23 protein-coding genes and 1 other RNA gene are annotated in these 18,948 nt (G+C 40.1%); 18 read left to right on the forward strand and 6 right to left on the reverse strand.

The genetic code is table 11. From position 1 onward, the window contains the following. Positions 1-8: 8 nt before the first annotated feature. Together C6348_RS14210 and C6348_RS19085 are read right to left on the reverse strand one after the other, a co-directional pair. Positions 9-473 (reverse strand): GNAT family N-acetyltransferase, encoded by a 465-nt coding sequence (locus tag C6348_RS14210; protein ID WP_106043570.1) that lies wholly within the window; start codon positions 471-473, stop codon positions 9-11. 236 nt (positions 474-709) lie between these two features. Then, entirely contained in the window at positions 710-868 is a 159-nt protein-coding gene (locus C6348_RS19085; RefSeq protein ID WP_223251577.1) for a hypothetical protein, read from the reverse strand. Between the two features lie 180 nt (positions 869-1,048). On the opposite strand from C6348_RS19085, the gene C6348_RS14220 reads away from it, so the two are divergent. Next, positions 1,049-1,681, forward strand: a complete 633-nt coding sequence (locus tag C6348_RS14220; protein WP_106043571.1) for a MarC family protein — start codon at positions 1,049-1,051, stop codon at positions 1,679-1,681. A 56-nt stretch (positions 1,682-1,737) separates the two neighbouring features. Here C6348_RS14220 and C6348_RS14225 read toward each other — a convergent pair whose 3' ends face one another. Continuing rightward, on the reverse strand, positions 1,738-2,274 hold the full coding sequence (locus C6348_RS14225) for a GbsR/MarR family transcriptional regulator (RefSeq protein ID WP_034660700.1): 537 nt from the start codon (positions 2,272-2,274) through the stop codon (positions 1,738-1,740). 269 nt (positions 2,275-2,543) lie between these two features. Here C6348_RS14225 and C6348_RS14230 point away from each other — a divergent pair, with 269 nt between their 5' ends. Genes C6348_RS14230 through C6348_RS14245 form a run of 4 tightly spaced genes read left to right on the forward strand, consistent with a single transcriptional unit; the run spans position 2,544 to position 6,001 of the window. Next, positions 2,544-3,692: a betaine/proline/choline family ABC transporter ATP-binding protein gene (locus tag C6348_RS14230; protein WP_034660016.1), complete on the forward strand. Its 1,149-nt coding sequence runs from the start codon at positions 2,544-2,546 to the stop codon at positions 3,690-3,692. 13 nt (positions 3,693-3,705) lie between these two features. Next, a complete protein-coding gene (locus C6348_RS14235; RefSeq protein ID WP_060698329.1) occupies positions 3,706-4,359 on the forward strand; it encodes an ABC transporter permease in 654 nt (217 codons plus the stop codon). 13 nt (positions 4,360-4,372) lie between these two features. Further along, positions 4,373-5,290 (forward strand): osmoprotectant ABC transporter substrate-binding protein, encoded by a 918-nt coding sequence (locus C6348_RS14240; protein WP_034660015.1) that lies wholly within the window; start codon positions 4,373-4,375, stop codon positions 5,288-5,290. 21 nt (positions 5,291-5,311) lie between these two features. Next, on the forward strand, positions 5,312-6,001 hold the full coding sequence (locus C6348_RS14245) for an ABC transporter permease (protein ID WP_034660014.1): 690 nt from the start codon (positions 5,312-5,314) through the stop codon (positions 5,999-6,001). An 80-nt stretch (positions 6,002-6,081) separates the two neighbouring features. Here the strand turns inward: C6348_RS14245 and catR are convergent, their stop codons facing one another. The 3 genes from catR to C6348_RS14260 all read right to left on the reverse strand — a co-directional run bounded on the left by catR (position 6,082) and on the right by C6348_RS14260 (position 7,421). Then, positions 6,082-6,402, reverse strand: a complete 321-nt coding sequence (gene catR / locus C6348_RS14250; RefSeq protein ID WP_106043572.1) for a catDE operon transcriptional regulator CatR — start codon at positions 6,400-6,402, stop codon at positions 6,082-6,084. Between the two features lie 82 nt (positions 6,403-6,484). Continuing rightward, positions 6,485-6,886: a helix-turn-helix domain-containing protein gene (locus tag C6348_RS14255; protein WP_034660012.1), complete on the reverse strand. Its 402-nt coding sequence runs from the start codon at positions 6,884-6,886 to the stop codon at positions 6,485-6,487. Between the two features lie 130 nt (positions 6,887-7,016). Further along, on the reverse strand, positions 7,017-7,421 hold the full coding sequence (locus C6348_RS14260; RefSeq protein ID WP_034660010.1) for a helix-turn-helix domain-containing protein: 405 nt from the start codon (positions 7,419-7,421) through the stop codon (positions 7,017-7,019). A 152-nt stretch (positions 7,422-7,573) separates the two neighbouring features. Between C6348_RS14260 and C6348_RS14265 the strand changes: the two genes are divergently transcribed. From C6348_RS14265 to copZ, 13 genes are all read left to right on the forward strand, one after another. Next, the gene (locus C6348_RS14265) at positions 7,574-7,807 is read left to right on the forward strand and encodes a helix-turn-helix domain-containing protein (protein ID WP_106043573.1); all 234 of its coding nucleotides are present in this window, start codon (positions 7,574-7,576) and stop codon (positions 7,805-7,807) included. Positions 7,808-7,833: 26 nt separating this feature from the next. After that, positions 7,834-8,124 (forward strand): AbrB/MazE/SpoVT family DNA-binding domain-containing protein, encoded by a 291-nt coding sequence (locus C6348_RS14270; RefSeq protein ID WP_106043574.1) that lies wholly within the window; start codon positions 7,834-7,836, stop codon positions 8,122-8,124. 186 nt (positions 8,125-8,310) lie between these two features. Then, entirely contained in the window at positions 8,311-8,544 is a 234-nt protein-coding gene (gene secG, locus C6348_RS14275; RefSeq protein ID WP_003212746.1) for a preprotein translocase subunit SecG, read from the forward strand. Positions 8,545-8,668: 124 nt separating this feature from the next. After that, positions 8,669-9,415 (forward strand): alpha/beta hydrolase, encoded by a 747-nt coding sequence (locus C6348_RS14280; protein ID WP_060597313.1) that lies wholly within the window; start codon positions 8,669-8,671, stop codon positions 9,413-9,415. A gap of 19 nt (positions 9,416-9,434) precedes the next feature. Further along, positions 9,435-11,777: a ribonuclease R gene (rnr, locus tag C6348_RS14285; RefSeq protein WP_106043575.1), complete on the forward strand. Its 2,343-nt coding sequence runs from the start codon at positions 9,435-9,437 to the stop codon at positions 11,775-11,777. 139 nt (positions 11,778-11,916) lie between these two features. Then, on the forward strand, positions 11,917-12,387 hold the full coding sequence (gene smpB, locus C6348_RS14290; RefSeq protein ID WP_060597311.1) for an SsrA-binding protein SmpB: 471 nt from the start codon (positions 11,917-11,919) through the stop codon (positions 12,385-12,387). A 176-nt stretch (positions 12,388-12,563) separates the two neighbouring features. Then, positions 12,564-12,926, forward strand: a transfer-messenger RNA (tmRNA) gene (gene ssrA, locus C6348_RS14295). A 501-nt stretch (positions 12,927-13,427) separates the two neighbouring features. Continuing rightward, on the forward strand, positions 13,428-13,607 hold the full coding sequence (locus tag C6348_RS14300) for a tryptophan RNA-binding attenuation protein (RefSeq protein WP_080869546.1): 180 nt from the start codon (positions 13,428-13,430) through the stop codon (positions 13,605-13,607). A gap of 255 nt (positions 13,608-13,862) precedes the next feature. After that, a complete protein-coding gene (locus C6348_RS14305) occupies positions 13,863-14,783 on the forward strand; it encodes a terpene synthase family protein (RefSeq protein ID WP_106043576.1) in 921 nt (306 codons plus the stop codon). A 1,113-nt stretch (positions 14,784-15,896) separates the two neighbouring features. Beyond that, on the forward strand, positions 15,897-17,507 hold the full coding sequence (locus C6348_RS14315) for a histidine kinase N-terminal 7TM domain-containing diguanylate cyclase (protein ID WP_034660002.1): 1,611 nt from the start codon (positions 15,897-15,899) through the stop codon (positions 17,505-17,507). Between the two features lie 254 nt (positions 17,508-17,761). Then, on the forward strand, positions 17,762-18,217 hold the full coding sequence (locus C6348_RS14320; RefSeq protein WP_034660001.1) for a DUF6376 family protein: 456 nt from the start codon (positions 17,762-17,764) through the stop codon (positions 18,215-18,217). Between the two features lie 101 nt (positions 18,218-18,318). Beyond that, on the forward strand, positions 18,319-18,624 hold the full coding sequence (locus tag C6348_RS14325) for a metal-sensing transcriptional repressor (protein ID WP_034659999.1): 306 nt from the start codon (positions 18,319-18,321) through the stop codon (positions 18,622-18,624). A gap of 84 nt (positions 18,625-18,708) precedes the next feature. Then, positions 18,709-18,915: a copper chaperone CopZ gene (gene copZ, locus C6348_RS14330; protein ID WP_095285778.1), complete on the forward strand. Its 207-nt coding sequence runs from the start codon at positions 18,709-18,711 to the stop codon at positions 18,913-18,915. Positions 18,916-18,948: the final 33 nt, after the last annotated feature.

Here is an 18,948-nt window from a genome sequence, read left to right on the forward strand (position 1 = left end):
GCAAATAGTCAGTCTGCTTGAAAAGTGAGAGACAGCCGTACCATATCCATACATTGAATCCCGTTTTCATAAATCGGTTCATCATAATGCTTAAGGAAGAAATCGCGATCGATCGAAGTCAGGCGGAAGCCGCATTTTTGATAAAGTGCGAGCTGCTGAATACTCGAGTTGCCTGTGCCGATTTCAATCCTATGGAAACCAGCGGCTTTCGCTTCAGCGATCGCATGACGGATCAGCTGTTTCCCAATTCCCTTTCCTTGCCATGACTCCTTCACAGCAACATTCATGATTTCGACTGTATGCTGAGATAGCGATGATAGAACATAAACACCAATCACATCCTCTTCATGAAAGGCGGCATAACAAGAGCCGGATTGCACATAAACGAGAACCTTTTCCTTTGAAGGGTCAGCTAATAGTAAAAGATCCATAGGGAGAGATTGATCACGAGACAATGGCTGAATTTGTATCACATTTTTTCATCCTTTCTATTCTTTCATATACCCTTGTTTCACGCCCCAATCATATTGGTCCTGTACCCACCTGAGAGGGAGGGTGATGAGTGACATTCGGGTCTTTTTTGTCAGTTGGTTTTCTTGTACCCTGTGCAGTCTGCTTATTCGCTTGAGCAGCAGTTTTTGCTGCTGCCAGCTCTTTTTGAAGCTGGTCGACTTTCACCTCAAGCGCTTTACGCTGTTTGACCTTTTTTTCATAGCCTTTCTTTTTTGAGCTTTTTTGTGACGGTGGCTATTTGCTTTTTTTGATCATCGTTTTCATGCTTCATATCCGTTTGATCTGATTTTAACTTCGAAAGCTGCTTAGTGTTCGTTTTGCTTTCTTGCTGATGTTTTTCCTCTGCTGCTGCCAAACAATCCAGCCAGCTGCGCCTAACACCGCAACAGACAGAAGAATGATCGTAATGGTTTTTTCAAGTGTGAACCCCTTTCTTTAAACCTCTATTATCATCGGTTAAAGATAAACAGGTTTTAACATCAAAGGGAATATTCACATCAGATTGGCAGACACTATGAAAAAAGGAGGGTGTCTGTTGATTTCCTTTATGATTCATGTTGTGGTCTCATTATTTGCTGTATCAAACCCCATTGGAAACGTGCCTCTTTTCATCACCTTAACAGAAGGCTATACAGAGAAAGAACGCGCTCAGACAGCCAAAAAAGCCATCGTGGTCTCTTTCATTATTTTGATTGCCTTTCTATTGGCAGGCAGGCTCATATTCAAATTGTTTGGGATCGATATTCATGCACTCCGCATCGCCGGAGGTATTTTTATTTTTGGTATCGCTTACAATTTGCTGAATGCAAAAGAATCACACGTCCAAAATCCTCATTCGGAGGAAAAGGCAGAAAGCAAAGAGAAGGCAGATATCTCCGTTACGCCGCTGGCAATCCCGATCATCGCTGGGCCCGGTACAATCGCTACAGTAATGAGTTTAACCCCGGGAAGTCAAGGGATGCTCCACATGTTTGCGATTCTAATCGGCATTGTCATCGTTCTTGCGATGACGTATTATGCCTTTCATTATTCCAGTTTCATTATGCGGAAAATGGGGAAAACAGAGATGAATGTTGTGACGCGTTTGATGGGATTAATTCTTGCTGTAGTGGCAGTTGAGATGATCGGCGCAGGCTTAAAAGGGATGTTTCCGATGTTTATGTCATAAGTGTATATAAAAAAGCTGTTTTTTTTCTACAATGATGTAAAATAAAACAGCTTTTTTTAAGGTTTCGGCACATGCTTAAATACTTCTTCACTTTCAAAGAATTCAATTAAGCGGCTAATCCAATCATAGTAATCAAGACTTTCCTTGATTTCTGAAAGAAGCAGATTGATTTTATCCTCTGTTTCTTCAGGTAAGTCGTCCTGTTCAAGCAGCTCTTGCAATTCCTTGCACGTTTTCTTATGTGCTTTACGGTTTTTGCTGACAACTCGGGACCAATTGGCTGCAAACAATGAAATAAACGTTTGGTATTGATCTTGCTCAACTTCATAAAGATCTTTACGTATTCCTTTTTCATAAACCTTTTCCGCAATATTCAAATCGAGCATTTCTCGAACGACTTGACTCATCCTCGTTTTGCTCATGCCGGTCGCCTCTGATAGCTCTTCCAGCGTCATTGGTTTACGGTTCATGTGAATGATACCAAGCACTCTACCCACTGTAGAAGAAAGACCAAAGGCATTCATGTTCTCCGCAGCTTTTTCAATATAATGATCCTGTGCTTTTTGAATGGCGCCTAACGCTTGCTTGTCCACTCCCCGCTTCATCCCTTCACGACTGACAATTTGTAACACAATATATCATATACTTGTTTGTTGATGAAAACAATAAATATTGAGTAATTGCTAGTAATTTGAAGGAAAAAGGAGAGATCTCTAGATATTACAGCGTTAACTGAAAATTTTATATAAATCTTATGCAATACAAACACATCATAAACTTTTTATTTTATAAAGTTTGCACTATAATGAATAAGGTGTAAATTTTCTGAATATATAGATCCAACTAATTGGAGGTGTCTCATTTGCTGAAACTAGAGAATGTATCTAAGACGTATAAAGGCGGAAAAAAAGCTGTCAAAAATATTGATTTAGAAATAGCAAAAGGAGAATTTATTTGTTTTATTGGACCGAGTGGCTGTGGTAAGACAACAACCATGAAGATGATCAACCGACTCATTGAACCTTCCTCAGGAAACATTTTCATCGAGGGAGAAAATATTATGAAAAAAGATCCAGTTCAATTAAGAAGAGAAATCGGTTATGTGATTCAGCAAATTGGACTGTTCCCCCATATGACCATCGCGCAAAACATCTCACTTGTGCCGAAGCTCTTAAAATGGCCGGAAGAAAAACGGAAAGAACGAGCTCGCGAACTGCTGAAGCTCGTCGACATGGGCCCGGAATTTTTAGAGCGCTATCCTCATGAACTCAGTGGAGGACAGCAGCAGCGCATCGGAGTTCTTCGCGCACTGGCAGCAGAACCCCCTCTGATCCTCATGGATGAACCATTTGGTGCACTTGATCCAATTACACGAGATACATTGCAGGAAGAATTTAAGAAACTGCAAAAAACGTTAAATAAAACCATCGTATTCGTCACACATGACATGGATGAAGCCATTAAACTCGCTGACCGAATTGTGATTTTAAAAGATGGAGAGATTGTCCAAGTAGGCACACCTGAAGATATTTTGCGTAACCCCGCCAACGAGTTCGTAGAAGAATTCATCGGAAAAGAACGCCTGCTTCAATCAAATCCGAATATGGAACGTGTAGAACAAATGATGAACACGTCACCAGTCACCATTACAGTCGAACAAACGTTGACTGATGCCATCTACATCATGAGAGAAAAGCGGGTCGATTCCTTGCTTGTAGTAGATGAACATCATGTGCTAAAAGGCTATATCGATATTGAAACAATCGATGCGAACCGCAGAAAAGCGGCTTTCGTTGGTGAGATCTTAAATACAGAGTTCTATACTGTACAAGAAGGCGCACTTCTAAGAGACACCGTTCGGAAAATCTTAATACGCGGTATTAAATATGTACCGGTTGTGGATGCCAAAGGGCATTTAAAAGGCATTGTAACACGGGCAAGTCTTGTAGATGTTGTGTACGACTCTATTTGGGGAGACGATACGCCGGCGTCTGCCATTGAAATGAACTAAGGGAGGTGGACACATGGATCAAATCATCGATTTTCTAGAGAAAAATGGTGGGGAACTCCTCACAAAAATGTGGGAGCATTTATATATTTCCTTAATTGCCGTCGTGCTAGGAATTATCGTTGCCGTTCCTTTAGGCGTCGTTCTCACACGAATGAAACGAGGCGCAGGTTTTGTCATCGGTGTCGTGAATATCTTTCAAACACTCCCTAGTTTAGCGATTCTTGCATTTTTTATTCCTATTTTGGGGGTGGGGAAAATACCTGCAATCGTTGCGCTCTTTTTCTATTCGGTATTGCCTATTTTGAGAAATACGTATGCGGGCGTCCAAGGTGTGAACAAAAACTTGCTTGAATCCGGTAAAGGGATCGGCATGACCACATGGGAACAAATTCGTCTTGTGGAACTTCCGCTTGCTGTACCGATCATTATGGCAGGTGTCCGAACGTCAACGATTTATTTAATTGGCTGGACAACACTTGCTGCTTTTATCGGTGGAGGAGGTCTTGGTGACTACATTTTGATTGGACTTCAGCTATACCAGCCGGAATACATTATTGCAGGTGCCATCCCAGTCACCATTTTAGCGGTCATCATCGACTTTTCATTGATGAAGCTGGAGAAAAAAGTAACACCAGAAGGCTTAAAAGGATTGAAGGAAGTTTCATAAGGAGTTGGCTTATGTGAAGAATCGAAAAACAAGATGGATCAGTGCACTGCTTGCCGGATGCTTGCTATTGATAAGCGGCTGTTCACTACCTGGACTAGCCGGCTCCTCAGGCAATACGCTGCGAATTGGAGCACAAAACTTTACCGAATCAGAAATTATGGCCTACATGGTTAGCGATATCATCGAACATTACACAGATAAAAAGACAACCATTGTGAAAAACCTAGGCTCTAATACCGTACAGCAGAAAGCAATGGAAAACGGAGATATCGACATTTCTGCCACAAGATATACAGGGACAGATTTGACGAGTACGCTTGGAATGGATGCGGAAAAAGACCCGGAGCGTGCGATGGAGATCGTCCAAAAAGAATTTAAGAAACGCTATGATTACAAATGGTTTGATTCCTATGGCTTTGATAATACGTATGCCTTTGCCGTGACGCAAAAGATGGCGAAGGAAAACAAGTTAGAAACCGTCTCTGACTTGAAAAAGAATGCGAAAAATTACCGGTTCGGTGTCGATAATATTTGGCTCAAAAAGAAAGGCGACGGTTATGAAGGATTCGTGAAAACATACGGAATTGAATTTGGAAGCACGTATCCAATGCAGATTGGTTTAGTCTATGATGCATTAAAAAATGAAAAAATGGATATTGTGCTTGCCTATTCAACAGATGGACGAATCAAAGCCTATGACCTCAAAATTTTAAAAGATGATAAGCGGTTTTTCCCGCCATATGATGCATCGCCAGTTGTCCCGGAAAAAGTCCTAAAAGAGAACCCAGGGCTTGATAAGGTGATCAACAGGCTGATCGGAAAAATCGATACAGAGCAAATGCAAGAGCTGAACTATCAAGTCGACGGGGAGCTTCAAGAACCAGCCACCGTTGCGAAAAATTTCCTAAAAAAGCACAATTACTTTGAGTAAGATGGGGAGGTGTCACGGCTGATGGACACACTGCAGCAATTATGGACGTATTATCAGCAGAACGGTTCATATGTGTTAGAAGAATTTTATCGGCATTTTCTCATGTCAGCGTATGGGGTGCTGTTTGCGGCGATTGTCGGAATTCCAGTAGGCATCTTTGTGGCGCATTACCGTAAGCTGAGCAATTGGATCTTCGCCATTACCAATGTTATACAAACCATACCGGCGTTAGCGATGCTTTCCGTGCTGATGCTTGTATTAGGACTTGGCGCAAATACAGTCATCTTATCACTCTTTCTGTATTCGCTTCTGCCGATCATCCGCAACACGTATACAGGGATTGTCAGCATTGAACATGCTTATTTAGAATCGGGTAAAGCGATGGGCATGACGAAATGGCAAGTGCTGAGAATGGTTGAATTACCGCTTGCTTTATCGGTCATTATGGCTGGTTTAAGAACCGCCCTTGTCATCGCCATCGGCATTACAGCGATTGGGACATTTGTTGGTGCGGGAGGTCTAGGTGATATCATCATCAGAGGATCAAACGCCACAAACGGAACAGCCATCATTTTAGCAGGTGCTATTCCAACTGCGCTCATGGCCATTATCGCTGACCTAGTCATGGGCTGGCTCGAACGCTATTTAAGCCCAACTAACAAGAAAAAAGAAAGAAAAGCATTAGCTGCAAAAAACATCACATCTGCTTAAGCGGTTAAAAAGACAAAACCTCCCTTACATCTGTAAGGGAGGTTGTTTTATGATGATCAGGCGGTTCACATGCAGGTATTTTATGATTCAAGCGTGATCCATTCAGAGGACCACTTCGAAATTTCCTCAAAAACGGGTGCAAGGGAACGCCCCATATCAGTTAAAGAATACTCAATGCGCACAGGTGTTTCAGCAAAAACCCCCCGTTTTACAATGCCTGCTGCTTCCAGCTCTTTTAATCTCTCAGATAATACTCTTCCGCTTAAATTTGTCAGAGCGGCCTCAATTTCACTAAAGCGCTGCGGACCTGAGAGAAGCTGAAAAACAATCAGTGCGACCCAGCGTTTACTCAATAACTCAACTGCTTTTTCAAACCGCGGGCACATGTCAGATTGATTCATCTTTCTTCACTCCAATCTGAACCCATTATACCGTAAATCTGTCATAAATCAGCTCAAAAAGCTTGTCAATGCTCAAAACAATCTATGATGACGAACGGCTGTTTAACATAAATAACAGATAGCGGTTAAGATCCTCTATTTCTTTTTTCGAAAGAGTTGACCAAATGTCTCCATCAAATATTTCGAGATCACCCAGTTCATATTGCGCTGCAGCTTCCTTTATTTTGGATAATGCCATTTCCTCTTCCTTCAACTGATGGACAGAAGAGGCTTCCTCAATATAGCCCGCAGCCTGCATCATTTCCTCATAAGGGACCTTTAATGCACCGGCTAGTTTTTTAATCGTAGGAGGCTTTGGAATACCGCGTTTCCCGTTTTCAATACGAGAAATACCAGCAGCGCTGACCTCTGAATACATCGCTAATTGGTTCACTGACAGCTTCTTTTCCTCACGTAATGCTCTTAAATATGCACCAAAGTTCATCAAGGCAAAACCTCACATGGTTATAGATTAGATATGTCTATTTTACCTGATTTGTTGACTATTGGCAACAAGTATACCATGAAAATATTGACATTAGTTAATAGTGGATGTACATTAGGTTTATGCCCCGCTATTTGTTCGCCTTTTTTTGGTTGATGAGCGTGAGAAAGTATTCATTCAGCTGGCTGATGTCTTGTGCGGAGAGCCTTTCCCATTTGTCCCCATCAAAAATGGGAAGATGTTCTACATCCTTTTGAAGCGCCGTTTGATAGATTTTCAACATGGATTCATATTTTGGTTTCATTTCATGAACTTGCTCCTGTTCAATATGACCGGCAAGCAGCATTAAATCCTCATAAGGCACCTTCAAGGCATGTGCTAATTTTTTGATAGTCAAAGGTTTTGGCACACCGCGCTTTCCATTTTCAATACGAGAAATACCAGCAGCGCTTACACCTGAATACATGGCGAGTTGATTGACAGACATTTTTCTATTTTCTCTTAAAATGCGTAATTGTTCACCAAAGTGATTCATGACATCGAACCTCACATTTCAGTATATGACTTATTTTAGTATGATCATTGACCAAAGGAAATAGCAGAGGGGTAAAAGTGTTGACTTAAGTTAATGGTCTGTTTCAAGTGAGCACCTGCACGTTGTACATATTGATTCAATAGGAGGTTGTAATGATGGTCCAAAAGATTCAGATCAGGCGGGCTTTTGTCATGCAGTATATGATCGAAAACGATATGTCTTTAAATCAGCTCGCTGATGAAATTGGTATATCTCCTGCCACACTCAGCAGGGTATTAAATGGTCATCGGAAACCAGGCCAGCTTGTCATTGGCAAAATGATTCATTACTTTGATAAAAAATTTGAAGATCTATTTTACTATGAAGATATTGACAAAAGTCAATGAATGAAATGATCAAGGAGGCAATGTCGTTGAAAAGAACTGGGATGGTCAGACATATTGATTCACTAGGCAGAATTGTTCTGCCTTCAGAAATGCGCAAGGTACTCAATATTAAAGAAGAGCAGCTCTTAGAAATTTTCATTGAAGATCAAACCATTATGCTAAAAAAATATGATGCAGATAAGAGCTGCCTGTTAACTGGAAAAGTGACGAAGTACAATAAAAGCTATGGAAATGGGAAAGTGATGCTGAGTCCTGAAGGAGCTGAACGTTTGTTAGTAGAATTAAAACAGCTATTGAAAGAAGAAGCAACCCGTTAAAAACGTATTTTTAACCGAAAATTGCATATAAAAAATGCTGCATACTACTCTTTGGAATGAAATTGAATCAAAATAACGAATAAAGTCGACAATATAGAGGGAATCTTTATTTTGATGTTTCGTGACATGCACCTTGTTTTCATGTAAAATAAAGTTATGTGTACCAGTTTGTCTGGAGGTGTTTTCATGCACGCATTTGTTATCACATTACTCGTAATTGTCAGTATCGCACTTATCATCGTTGTATTGTTACAATCAAGTAAAAGTGCTGGACTGTCAGGCGCTATTTCAGGTGGAGCCGAGCAGCTTTTCGGTAAGCAAAAAGCGAGAGGCCTTGACTTGATACTTCACCGATTAACGGTTATTTTGTCAGTGCTTTTCTTCATCTTAACACTTGCATTGGCATATCTAGGCGTGTAAGGCGCGAGTAACAGAAGGTCTGATCTTTTTTCAGACCTTTTTTTATTATCAGCACTCTTTTGTGTTTGTTTCATACATACAAGTGGAAAATATAAACCATATCGGAAGGAAAGGAAGTCACATCATGAAAGTTGTTACACCGAAACCATTTACGTTTAAAGGTGGAGAAAAGGCGGTGCTTCTTCTTCACGGTTTTACTGGGAATACAGCCGATGTTCGAATGCTAGGCCGTTATTTGAACGAAAGAGGGTATACATGCCATGCACCTCAATATAAAGGACACGGTGTGCCGCCAGAAGAGCTTGTCCAATCTGGCCCGGCTGACTGGTGGAAAGATGTAGAAGAAGGCTATCAATTCTTAAAAGATGAAGGCTATGAGGAAATTGCGGTTTGCGGACTATCCCTCGGAGGAGTTTTTTCATTGAAATTAGGTTACACTGTACCTGTAAAGGGAATTGTACCTATGTGTGCACCTATGTACATAAAAAGTGAAGAAGTCATGTACCAGGGTGTACTAGAATATGCCCGTAACTATAAGAAATTCGAGGGTAAGTCAGAGGAGCAGATTGAACAGGAAATGGAAGAGTTCAAGAAAACGCCAATGGATACACTCAAAAGCCTGCAAGAACTGATTGCAGATGTCAGAAACAATGTCGACATGATTTATTCACCTACTTTTGTTGTTCAGGCACGTCACGATCATATGATTAATACAGACAGTGCGAATATCATTTATAACGAAGTAGAGACAGATCAAAAGCATTTGAAATGGTATGAAGAATCAGGCCATGTGATCACGCTTGATAAAGAGCGTGAGAAGGTTCATCAGGATGTATATGCATTCTTAGAATCACTTAATTGGTCAATTTAAATATATAGGGGGTTAGAGTGTGCAAAAAGAAGAATTTATGGATGAATTACTCGCTTTTATGAAAGATGAAGCTTATAAACCGTTAACCGTTCAAGAGCTGGAAGTGATGATGGAGATTACCAATCCTGATGATTATAAAGAGCTCGTCAAAGCACTTGTGATGCTGGAAGATCAAGGACTCATCGTTCGCACGCGCAGCGATCGCTACGGTGTACCAGAAAAAATGAACTTGGTAAAAGGAAAGCTGTCTGCTCATGCAAAAGGTTTTGCATTTGTGACACCAGAAGAGTTTGGACAGGATGATATTTTCATTCCGCCTAATGAGCTAGGCACAGCGATGAATGGTGATACGGTCATGGTTCGTGTCAGCCACAAATCAAACGGAACAAAAAAAGAAGGAACTGTCATCCGAATTCTGGAGCGTAATACTCAGACGGTTGTCGGTACCTACACAGAAACGAAAAGCTTTGGCTTTGTCATTCCTGATGATAAAAAAATCACAACCGATATCTTCATCCCGAAATCCGCTAAAAATGGAGCGGTCGAAGGGCATAAAGTGGTCGTGACGCTGACAAGCTACCCAGAAGGAAGAATGAGTGCAGAGGGCGAAGTGACTGAAATCCTCGGTCATAAAAATGACCCTGGCATTGATATTTTATCGATCATTCATAAACACGGCCTGCCAGGTGAGTTCCCAGAAGAAGCGCTTCAGCAGGCAGTAGACACACCTGAAACGATTGATGAAAAAGACCTGGAAGGCAGACGTGACTTGCGCAACGAAACAATTGTAACAATTGACGGAGCAGATGCGAAGGACTTAGATGATGCCGTTACGGTGCAAAAGCTGGATGATGGCAAATATAAGCTAGGGGTGCATATTGCAGATGTCTCTCATTATGTCACAGAGAACTCCCCGATTGATCAGGAAGCTTATGAGCGTGGAACGAGTGTGTATCTCGTAGACCGCGTCATTCCGATGATCCCGCACCGCCTGTCAAACGGTATTTGCTCATTGAATCCGAAGGTCGATCGTCTCACACTGTCTTGTGAAATGGTCATCGATCGAAATGGGAAGGTCGTCAAACATGAGATTTTCCAAAGTGTGATCAAAACGACGGAAAGAATGACCTATTCTGATGTGAATAAGATTTTAGTCGACCAAGACGAAGAGCTTTTAGACAAATATGAGCCGCTTGTGCCAATGTTCCAAGAGATGGAGAAGCTTGCAGAGATTCTTCGAGACAAACGGATGGAGCGCGGGGCAGTAGACTTTGACTTCAAGGAAGCAAAAGTGCTTGTAGATGGTGAAGGAGCGGCGAAAGACGTTGTCATTCGTGAGCGATCTGTCGCAGAGAAATTAATTGAAGAATTCATGCTTGTTGCAAACGAAACGGTTGCAGAGCATTTCCACTGGTTGAATGTACCTTTCATATATCGAATTCACGAAGAACCAAATCCTGAGAAGCTTCAGCGCTTTTTAGAGTTCGTGACAACGTTTGGTTACATTGTGAAAGGAACGTCGACAAACATCCACCCGCGTGCACTTCAAAGTGTACTTGATGCTGTGAGGGATCAACCAGAAGAAGTTGTGATACAAACCGTGATGCTTCGTTCTATGAAACAGGCGAAGTATGATCCAGAAAGCATCGGCCATTTTGGGTTATCAACGGAATTCTATACGCACTTTACATCACCGATCCGCCGTTATCCGGATTTAATCGTGCATAGACTGATCAGAACCTATTTGATTCAGAAAAAGACAGACGAAGCAACCCTAGAAAAGTGGGGCCAGCTGCTGCCTGAAATCGCAGATCATGCGTCTACAATGGAGCGCCGTTCAGTCGATGCAGAGCGTGAAACAGATGACCTCAAGAAGGCAGAATTTATGCTTGATAAAATCGGTGAAGAGTTTGATGGCATGATTAGTTCCGTGACGAACTTTGGGCTATTTGTTGAACTGCCGAATACAATTGAAGGTCTTGTCCATGTCAGCTACATGACAGACGACTATTATCGTTTTGATGAACAGCATTTTGCCATGATCGGTGAGCGGACAGGAAATGTATATCGCATCGGTGACGAAATCACTGTCAAAGTGGTTAGTGTTAATAAAGATGAGCACTCCATTGATTTTGAAATCGTCGGCATGAAAGGCACCCGCCGTAAATCGCCAAAAGATTTCAAGTTCAAAAAACGGACAGATTCACCAGCGAAAAAAGGGCGCGGAGGTCAAAATGCCTCTGGGGATAAACCAAAGGAAGATAAAGGCGGAAGTGACTGGTTCACAGGCAGTAAGAAGAAAAAAAAGAAAAAACGCGTATTTGATAACGCTCCAAAACAAAAGCGCAAAAAGAAAAAGTAACGTGCCAAAAAGCAAATAGGGCATCACGCTCTATTTGCTTTTTGACCACATGGCGTCAGCATTGTCGAAAGCTGGATTGTTTGATAAAATAATCCGTACGATTTGGACCGTGTTTGTGTCAAAAGGAGGGTGTACGCCAATGCCAAAGGGAGAGGGAAAGGTTGTTTCCCAAAACAAAAAAGCAAATCATGACTATTTTATAGAAGAAACGTATGAAGCCGGCCTTGTGTTACAAGGAACTGAAATCAAATCGATTCGTGCAGGAAAAGTGAATTTAAAAGATTCCTTTGCCAAAATCGAGCGAGGAGAAGTGTTTCTTCACAACATGCACGTAAGCCCATACGAGCAGGGGAACCGTTATAACCATGATCCGCTGAGAACGAGAAAGCTGCTGCTTCATCGCAAGCAAATCAGCAAATTGATTGGTGCGACAAAGGAAGAGGGCTACTCACTCGTGCCTCTGAAACTCTATTTAAAAAATGGCTTTGCCAAAGTGCTGATCGGAATTGGTAAAGGGAAAAAGAAATATGATAAACGTGACGATCTGAAGAAAAAAGATGCAAAACGTGAAATCGAGCGTGCTTTCCGTGATCGCCAAAAGCAATTCTAGATTCATGCAGATGTCTTGCTGAGAGCGGAAGCATTATGCTACAATATGTTATGCAGTAAACAATCATTGCTTTTCTTACAGAAACCACCAGTTGTTTCAAGCGAAGAGATTGTTATAATAGTTATATACGGAAGCAGTTAAGCTGAACGTTTCCATCCCGTATATCCCTTTTACAAGGGGACGTTACGGATTCGACAGGGATGGTTCGAGCTTAGGCTGCGAGCCGAGAGGCGATCTCGTTAACACGCACTTAAATGTAACTGGCAAAACTAAAAGTTTTAACCAAAACTTAGCACTAGCTGCCTAATAAGTGCAGCGAGCTCTTCCTGACATCGCCTATGTGTCTGTGAGGAGCCCAATGAAGTAGGCTACGCTTACGTTTCCGTCTGAGGACGTAAGAAGAGATCCATCAGACTAGCTCTCCAAGCGCCCGTCAGCAGGCATGCGGATGAGTGAACACGAAATATGTTGACTACGCTCGTAGACGCTTAAGTAATCGATGTCTCTGGACGTGGGTTCGACTCCCACCGTCTCCATCAAAACTTTTAGAATGCAGTCGGGTATCAAGGGTTTGGCATCATTTTAGAAGTTCCAAAACTCTATCATCATTTTTAAAAGGCGCTATTTTATGAGCGTCTTTTTTTATGCTCTTTAATAGATCTCCATCACTTGATTTGACAGACTTTGTGAAGCGTATGTCGGAGCAGAATCTAATGGTGCAGTTTATAGAGGAGCAAAAAATGATAAATATTTAATTACTTCGCTAAAAACATCCTTAATCATTGTGGTGTATTGAGATTCCTTAATTGTTCAGGGCTTTATGTTGGTCGCTCAATTAATGGTTTGCACGATGCAGCTCTCTTAAAGCCTCCTTAATAGATTAATTTGTCACTCAAACATTGAGCACTTTAATTATGTTATAATATGATATCTTTATTGCCAAATAGAAATTTTATTTAACAAAATGTATGTTTATGGATCTTATTAGATTTAAGGTTTGGCCAAGAAACATCATTATTCTATAAGTTGAGGTGAAAGAGATGTCAGTCATTATATCAACAGACGATTTAGAGCATGTTTGTCCTAATTGTAATGGAACAAGTCATATTTCTATTAAGAACGAAGAAAAAATATGCCCAAAATGTGATGGGAAAGGTGTTATCCTAACTGCTTTAGGCCAAACATTACTTCATTTTATGAAGAAGCATATACGCAATTAATTCAAAGAGATTCTGTACAAAGACAAGAACAAAGTTAAACCAACTGTTTGTTTAATAATGGAATATTGTTCAAGTCTCTTTATAGTTTACCCTGCGGAAACAGGTAAATGGTATTTTTTTGTTAATTATTCTGTTGAGATAAGCATTTTTCTGTTTACCTTTTTTTAGACAGAAAAACAAGATTATTAACTGCGTTTTTTGAAAATTTAAACAGGGTAAATACATAAAAAAGAAAATAATTTTTAGGAGGACGAAATGTTAGAAGTAAAAAACATACCGAAAATAGAAGAATGTTTCGAAAGTTCTATCAATCCTTATGTTAAAAAAGTACATGAAGACACAGTTAATTGGGCTGAAATTAATAATTTAATGAATGATTCAAACATAAAAAGATATGAAAGACAAAAAATTTCATACTTGGCAGGACGTTCTCAACCTTATGACTCTTACGACAGTGTAAGATTGTCTTCTGATTATCTTTTATTGTTTTGTATATTGGATGATTATAGCGACAATTTGAACAATCAAAAGTTATATGATATATATTCTAAAAAGATAATTGAAATTCTTAATGAAAGAGCATTTTATGATGATGATACTTTTTTATATGCGTGGCATGATTGGTGGAAACGTCTTAGTATAGGAATGCCTGATGAATGGAAAAAAAGAATTATTCAAAGTATTCAAAATTGTTTTAATTCTATTAAATGGGAAATTAAAAATGAAAAAGAAAAGTACATACCAACTCTAGAAGAGTACGTCAATCATAGGATGCATAGTGGAAGTGTTTTTGTCTGTTTTGATCTAATAGAAAGAGGAGGTAGAAGTTTTATTCCTGCTTCTAGTCGTAGTATTTTACTGAGAGATTTAATTAACTCTATCAATAAAATAGTAAATTGGACAAATGATTTATTATCTTTTAAAAAAGAATTTGAGAATGATGAAATTCATAATTTGGTTATCATTCTGCAAAAACAAGAAAATTGTTCAATAGAGACAGCTTTAGATAGAGCAAAGGAAATGTTAAACATAGAAATTAATACATTCATTGAACTTAAAAATAAAGTCTTTATCAGTAATGAGCCTTTTGATAGTGGTATGATTAAATTCATATCTAGGTTGGAGAATGGTGTTCGAGGACATTATGAATGGAGTATGAAGACTAAAAGGTTCTAATTTATTATTCTTAAATGATAACTGCTACCCTTATAGTGCTATTAAATAAAAATATGTACTGTATATTTATGATAACTATTACCCCTCATTATATATGTGGCTCCGCTTTATAAAAAGAGGTTATATTATGTTTAATATGAGGGAGGTTTTGTATGACTAATATATGAAAACGTTTTAGATCCATTGCTTCATGATAAGGAACAGGGTCGTGGATATTTATTGATGTTGTTTGCATTTCTTTAAGTTGGGGTGAATCGGTTTAAAAGAACGTGGCCTCTACCACTAGATCAATTGGCATAGCATAGAATATTGATGTTTTTAGGTTTGAGCATCAATGACCCCGTTCCTTATCATTTGGCATCGCCTTACTCGATTTAAAGATACAACGATTTTCCAGGACATTTTCAATGAAATTATTCTTCAAGCCATTAATCGGAATAAACTAGCAATACAAAATCGGCTTTGTGTTGAGAAGGATTTCTAGAGTGGAATATGAGAGCAACACCTTGCTTTAACGAGAAATTTCTCTATTATAAAATGGATGGAATTAAGAAGAAAATAAGACTGACGAGATTTTCTCGGAAAACTTAAAGATGCCGATAGCCAGCATCTTTTTTTAATGTATTGGTCAACTTATGTTCCCCGAAACAACTGTAAAAATCGAATTAACAAAGGACAAACAACTATAATAGCAATGATGAGTAAGAGCTGATTAGATAAGAGTTCCACAAACGTTGTTTGAATCACATAAACTGCAATCAGTAGTAAATAACTCACCAAAAATATCAACCCAGAACTTCTCTTCTCAAATGGTTTCTCTAAGAGAATCAGCATAAATAGCCCCGCCATAATAATCAAAAAAGTCATATACTTTGTAAGCCTCCTCGTCATTGATCCCCGATTTCCACATTGTACAGATATTTCACCTACCGCAACATACTTCTCCCTCAAATTAAGCAAAAAGTAGTGAAAATATAAGGGATCACGAACAGATAACGACCGAAACTTTACAAAAAACCTCCAACCAAATCAAATTCACACCTTCCCATTTGCGACGTCCTCATATATAGTAAGATTAGACTAGTTCTAAATAACTGAAATTGGGGCGTTTACATGGATTCGATTGTTTTACATTTTATTGTGATCATGAGTGTTTCTGGCATTCTGTCCGTGATATTATCAATCATTGCTCATGCGAACCGCCGCCGGTATATTGGCTGTCAATTGTTTATGTACATGTCTGGAGCAACTGCGATTTATATCTTTGGGCACACGTTTGAATTATTGGCAAGTACACCTGGACAGATCATGTTCTGGGTTTGTTTTCAATACATAGGTCTTCCGTTCATCGCACCATTCAGTCTGATGATTGTGCTGCAATTTACGGGATTCCATCAATATTTCACAAAGCGCCGCGTGCTTCTCATCTTACTGATTCCAACTCTCACCACCATTATGGTGTTCACCAACTCTTTTCATTCACTCTTTTATCGTAGCATCACGATGAATCCAGTAGACGGTTTTTTATTGGCTGATTTTACGATTGGCTATTGGTATATCATTCATGGCGTCTATACATTTGGCTGTTCGATGCTCGCTATTTTTATGCTGGTTTGGTTTTTACGTGTCACAAAAAAAGAATATTTAAAGCAGATCCTCATTTTGCTAGTGGGAATGTTACTGCCAATCACGACATCTTTTATCTATTTATTAGGCGTTACGCCTCTTCATATTGACCCGGTCCCTGTGGTGATGTTTTTAACCAATGCACTCTACTTATGGGCGATTATGTCGTTCCAGCTCTTTAAGCTCTCTCCCATTGCAATGGAGCGTGTGTTTGAGCATATGTCTGAAGGGGTTCTCATTTTAGATCGATACCGGACACTCATAGATTACAACCCCGCTGCTGCATCGATCATTCCAGCACTTTCTAATAAAAAGGGCATTGGCTATAAAATTGACGATATTTTCTCAGGGATCATCAAAGATACCGCGTTCATTCAGTGGCTGCGTTCTCCGCAGGATCATTCGCAATATGATTTAATGTGGAAAAAGGAAGAAGATCAGTCCAGCTATTATCACCTGACCGCTTCATCGTTATTTAATAGAAGAGGAGAGATCGAGGGCAGGCAAATTGTGATCAGTGATGTAACAGAGCAGCGTTTGCTGCAGGAAGAGCTGGAGCGTCGTGCGTATATTGATGGGTTGACGAATATCTTCAATCGTTCTTCTTTTATTGAACGAACGCAGATGATCTTGGAAGAGGATGCGCAGGATACGGCGATCTTGCTGTTTGATATTGATTTCTTTAAACAAATCAATGACACGCATGGACATCATATTGGAGACGAGGCGCTGCGTCATGTTGTCACCATTTGTCAGCAGCATTTACAGATGGACGATTTATTCGGACGATATGGCGGAGAAGAGTTTGCTATTTGTCTGCCGCATCATTCATTTGAAGAGGCATGTCATATTGCGGAGCGAATGAGACATTCGTTTGAGACGAGTTTCTTTGAGACTGATGAGGAAAAAGTGCGAGTGACAGCGAGCTTTGGAATCGCTCATACAGCTTATGATCCCAATGTATTAGAAACTCTTCTATTTGAAGCGGACCAAGCCTTGTATATGTCAAAACGCCAAGGGCGCAACCGGATTTATGCGTCAACTGGAGCGGACTATATGCTGTATGAAGAGCATGATCTACCGCCAGCTTCTCATTGACTGTTGTCCTGACATTCGATATGATAAACATAACATTTGAACGGTTTCCTAAAGGGGAGTAGCTTTTACGGTTTGGTCGTCATTACAGAAACTCACGTTGTTTCTCGGCCATTCCGGCATGAACATGTTAGCCAGACCTTTGCCTATCACACATGAGGCAAAGGTCTGGCTTTTTTAAGGTCTTATTGCATCTGTGTGATGGGGGAGCGGGACAAATGATGTTTTCAATACCGCAGATGAAAGGATGATCGATCTTGAAAAAATATGTGATCTCTTTGTTATTTTCGGGCACGCTTGTATTAAGTGGATGCTCCGGTTTGCTTGACCAAGTAAGTGATACAACGACATATGTCACAGAGGCAAATGAGTATGTGACGGACATTCAGCAATTTACGGAGGACTTTCCACAGCTCGCAGAAGAAGCTGTAAAAAACGCCGCCAAAAAAGCAGAATTAACCCAGCAGCTTGAATCATTGAAAGCAGACATTCAAGAATTTAATGAACTGACAGCACCAAAAATAGCAGAAGACCTGCATGTGCAGATCATTGAAAAAAATAAGGTGCTGTCAGAGGAAATTCAAACGTATTTACAGCAATTGAAAGCGGACAACATCGACGTTGCTGCTATGCTTGAGGACCAGCAAGGGTTGATCAAGCAGCTTCAGCAGTCCGTCAATCTATTGCAGGACATTGAACAATTAACAAACTAAGGCAAACACTAGAGAGTGTGTTCAGCATATCTTTGCCTTTTCCGGTGAAGATATGCTTTAATTTAAATAAAAACAAGTCTTATTAGAAAAAAGGTGATTACATGACAGAACATGAAGAAAGACATATGGCTTCGCCTAGAGCCGAGAAGGATAAAGATCAATTGATCAATCGGTTGAAACGAGTGGAAGGACAAGTGCGCGGGATTCAGCAAATGATTGAAAACGATCGTTACTGTATAGATGTTGTCAATCAAATCTCCGCTGTCAATGCGGCTTTGAAAAAAGTTAGTCTTCAATTGATGGAAAAGCATACACATCACTGCGTAGCGGATGCCATTAAGAGCGGCAACGGGGATGAAGCCATTGAAGAGTTAATGAACGTCTTTACGAAACTGGCAAAATCGTAGCACATTAAGAATTATTTATGTTTACATCGATACCCTACTAGGGTATAGTAAGTTGTAGTAAATGATTGAAGGAGGCGATGAGAAGTGGAACAAGCAACACTTCAAGTGCAGGGCATGTCTTGTGGACATTGCGTGAAAGCAGTCGAAGGAAATGTAGGAGAATTAACAGGTGTTGAATCGGTGAAAGTCCATTTAGACAAGGGACAGGTGGATGTTTCATTTCATCCTGATCAAGTCACGTTACACCGAATCTCTGATGTGATTGAAGAACAGGGATATGATGTCGTATAAATGATATACGTGCTGCATGTGTCAGCGCGTATT

Source organism: Bacillus sp. YBWC18 (assembly GCF_002998775.1).
Classification (GTDB): Bacteria; Bacillota; Bacilli; order Bacillales; family Bacillaceae; genus Bacillus.

What these genes read in the sequence shown, in the direction of transcription:
- C6348_RS14325 (WP_034659999.1), top strand. Translation starts at nt 18,319, where the DNA reads ATGACAGAACATGAAGAAAGACATATGGCTTCGCCTAGAGCCGAGAAG.
- catR (WP_106043572.1), bottom strand. Translation starts at nt 6,402, where the DNA reads ATGAATCAATCTGACATGTGCCCGCGGTTTGAAAAAGCAGTTGAGTTA.
- C6348_RS14260 (WP_034660010.1), bottom strand. Translation starts at nt 7,421, where the DNA reads ATGAATCACTTTGGTGAACAATTACGCATTTTAAGAGAAAATAGAAAA.
- C6348_RS14300 (WP_080869546.1), top strand. Translation starts at nt 13,428, where the DNA reads ATGTCAGTCATTATATCAACAGACGATTTAGAGCATGTTTGTCCTAAT.
- smpB (WP_060597311.1), top strand. Translation starts at nt 11,917, where the DNA reads ATGCCAAAGGGAGAGGGAAAGGTTGTTTCCCAAAACAAAAAAGCAAAT.
- C6348_RS14280 (WP_060597313.1), top strand. Translation starts at nt 8,669, where the DNA reads ATGAAAGTTGTTACACCGAAACCATTTACGTTTAAAGGTGGAGAAAAG.
- C6348_RS14255 (WP_034660012.1), bottom strand. Translation starts at nt 6,886, where the DNA reads ATGAACTTTGGTGCATATTTAAGAGCATTACGTGAGGAAAAGAAGCTG.
- C6348_RS14245 (WP_034660014.1), top strand. Translation starts at nt 5,312, where the DNA reads ATGGACACACTGCAGCAATTATGGACGTATTATCAGCAGAACGGTTCA.
- C6348_RS14265 (WP_106043573.1), top strand. Translation starts at nt 7,574, where the DNA reads ATGATGGTCCAAAAGATTCAGATCAGGCGGGCTTTTGTCATGCAGTAT.
- secG (WP_003212746.1), top strand. Translation starts at nt 8,311, where the DNA reads ATGCACGCATTTGTTATCACATTACTCGTAATTGTCAGTATCGCACTT.
- C6348_RS14315 (WP_034660002.1), top strand. Translation starts at nt 15,897, where the DNA reads ATGGATTCGATTGTTTTACATTTTATTGTGATCATGAGTGTTTCTGGC.
- C6348_RS14305 (WP_106043576.1), top strand. Translation starts at nt 13,863, where the DNA reads ATGTTAGAAGTAAAAAACATACCGAAAATAGAAGAATGTTTCGAAAGT.
- C6348_RS14235 (WP_060698329.1), top strand. Translation starts at nt 3,706, where the DNA reads ATGGATCAAATCATCGATTTTCTAGAGAAAAATGGTGGGGAACTCCTC.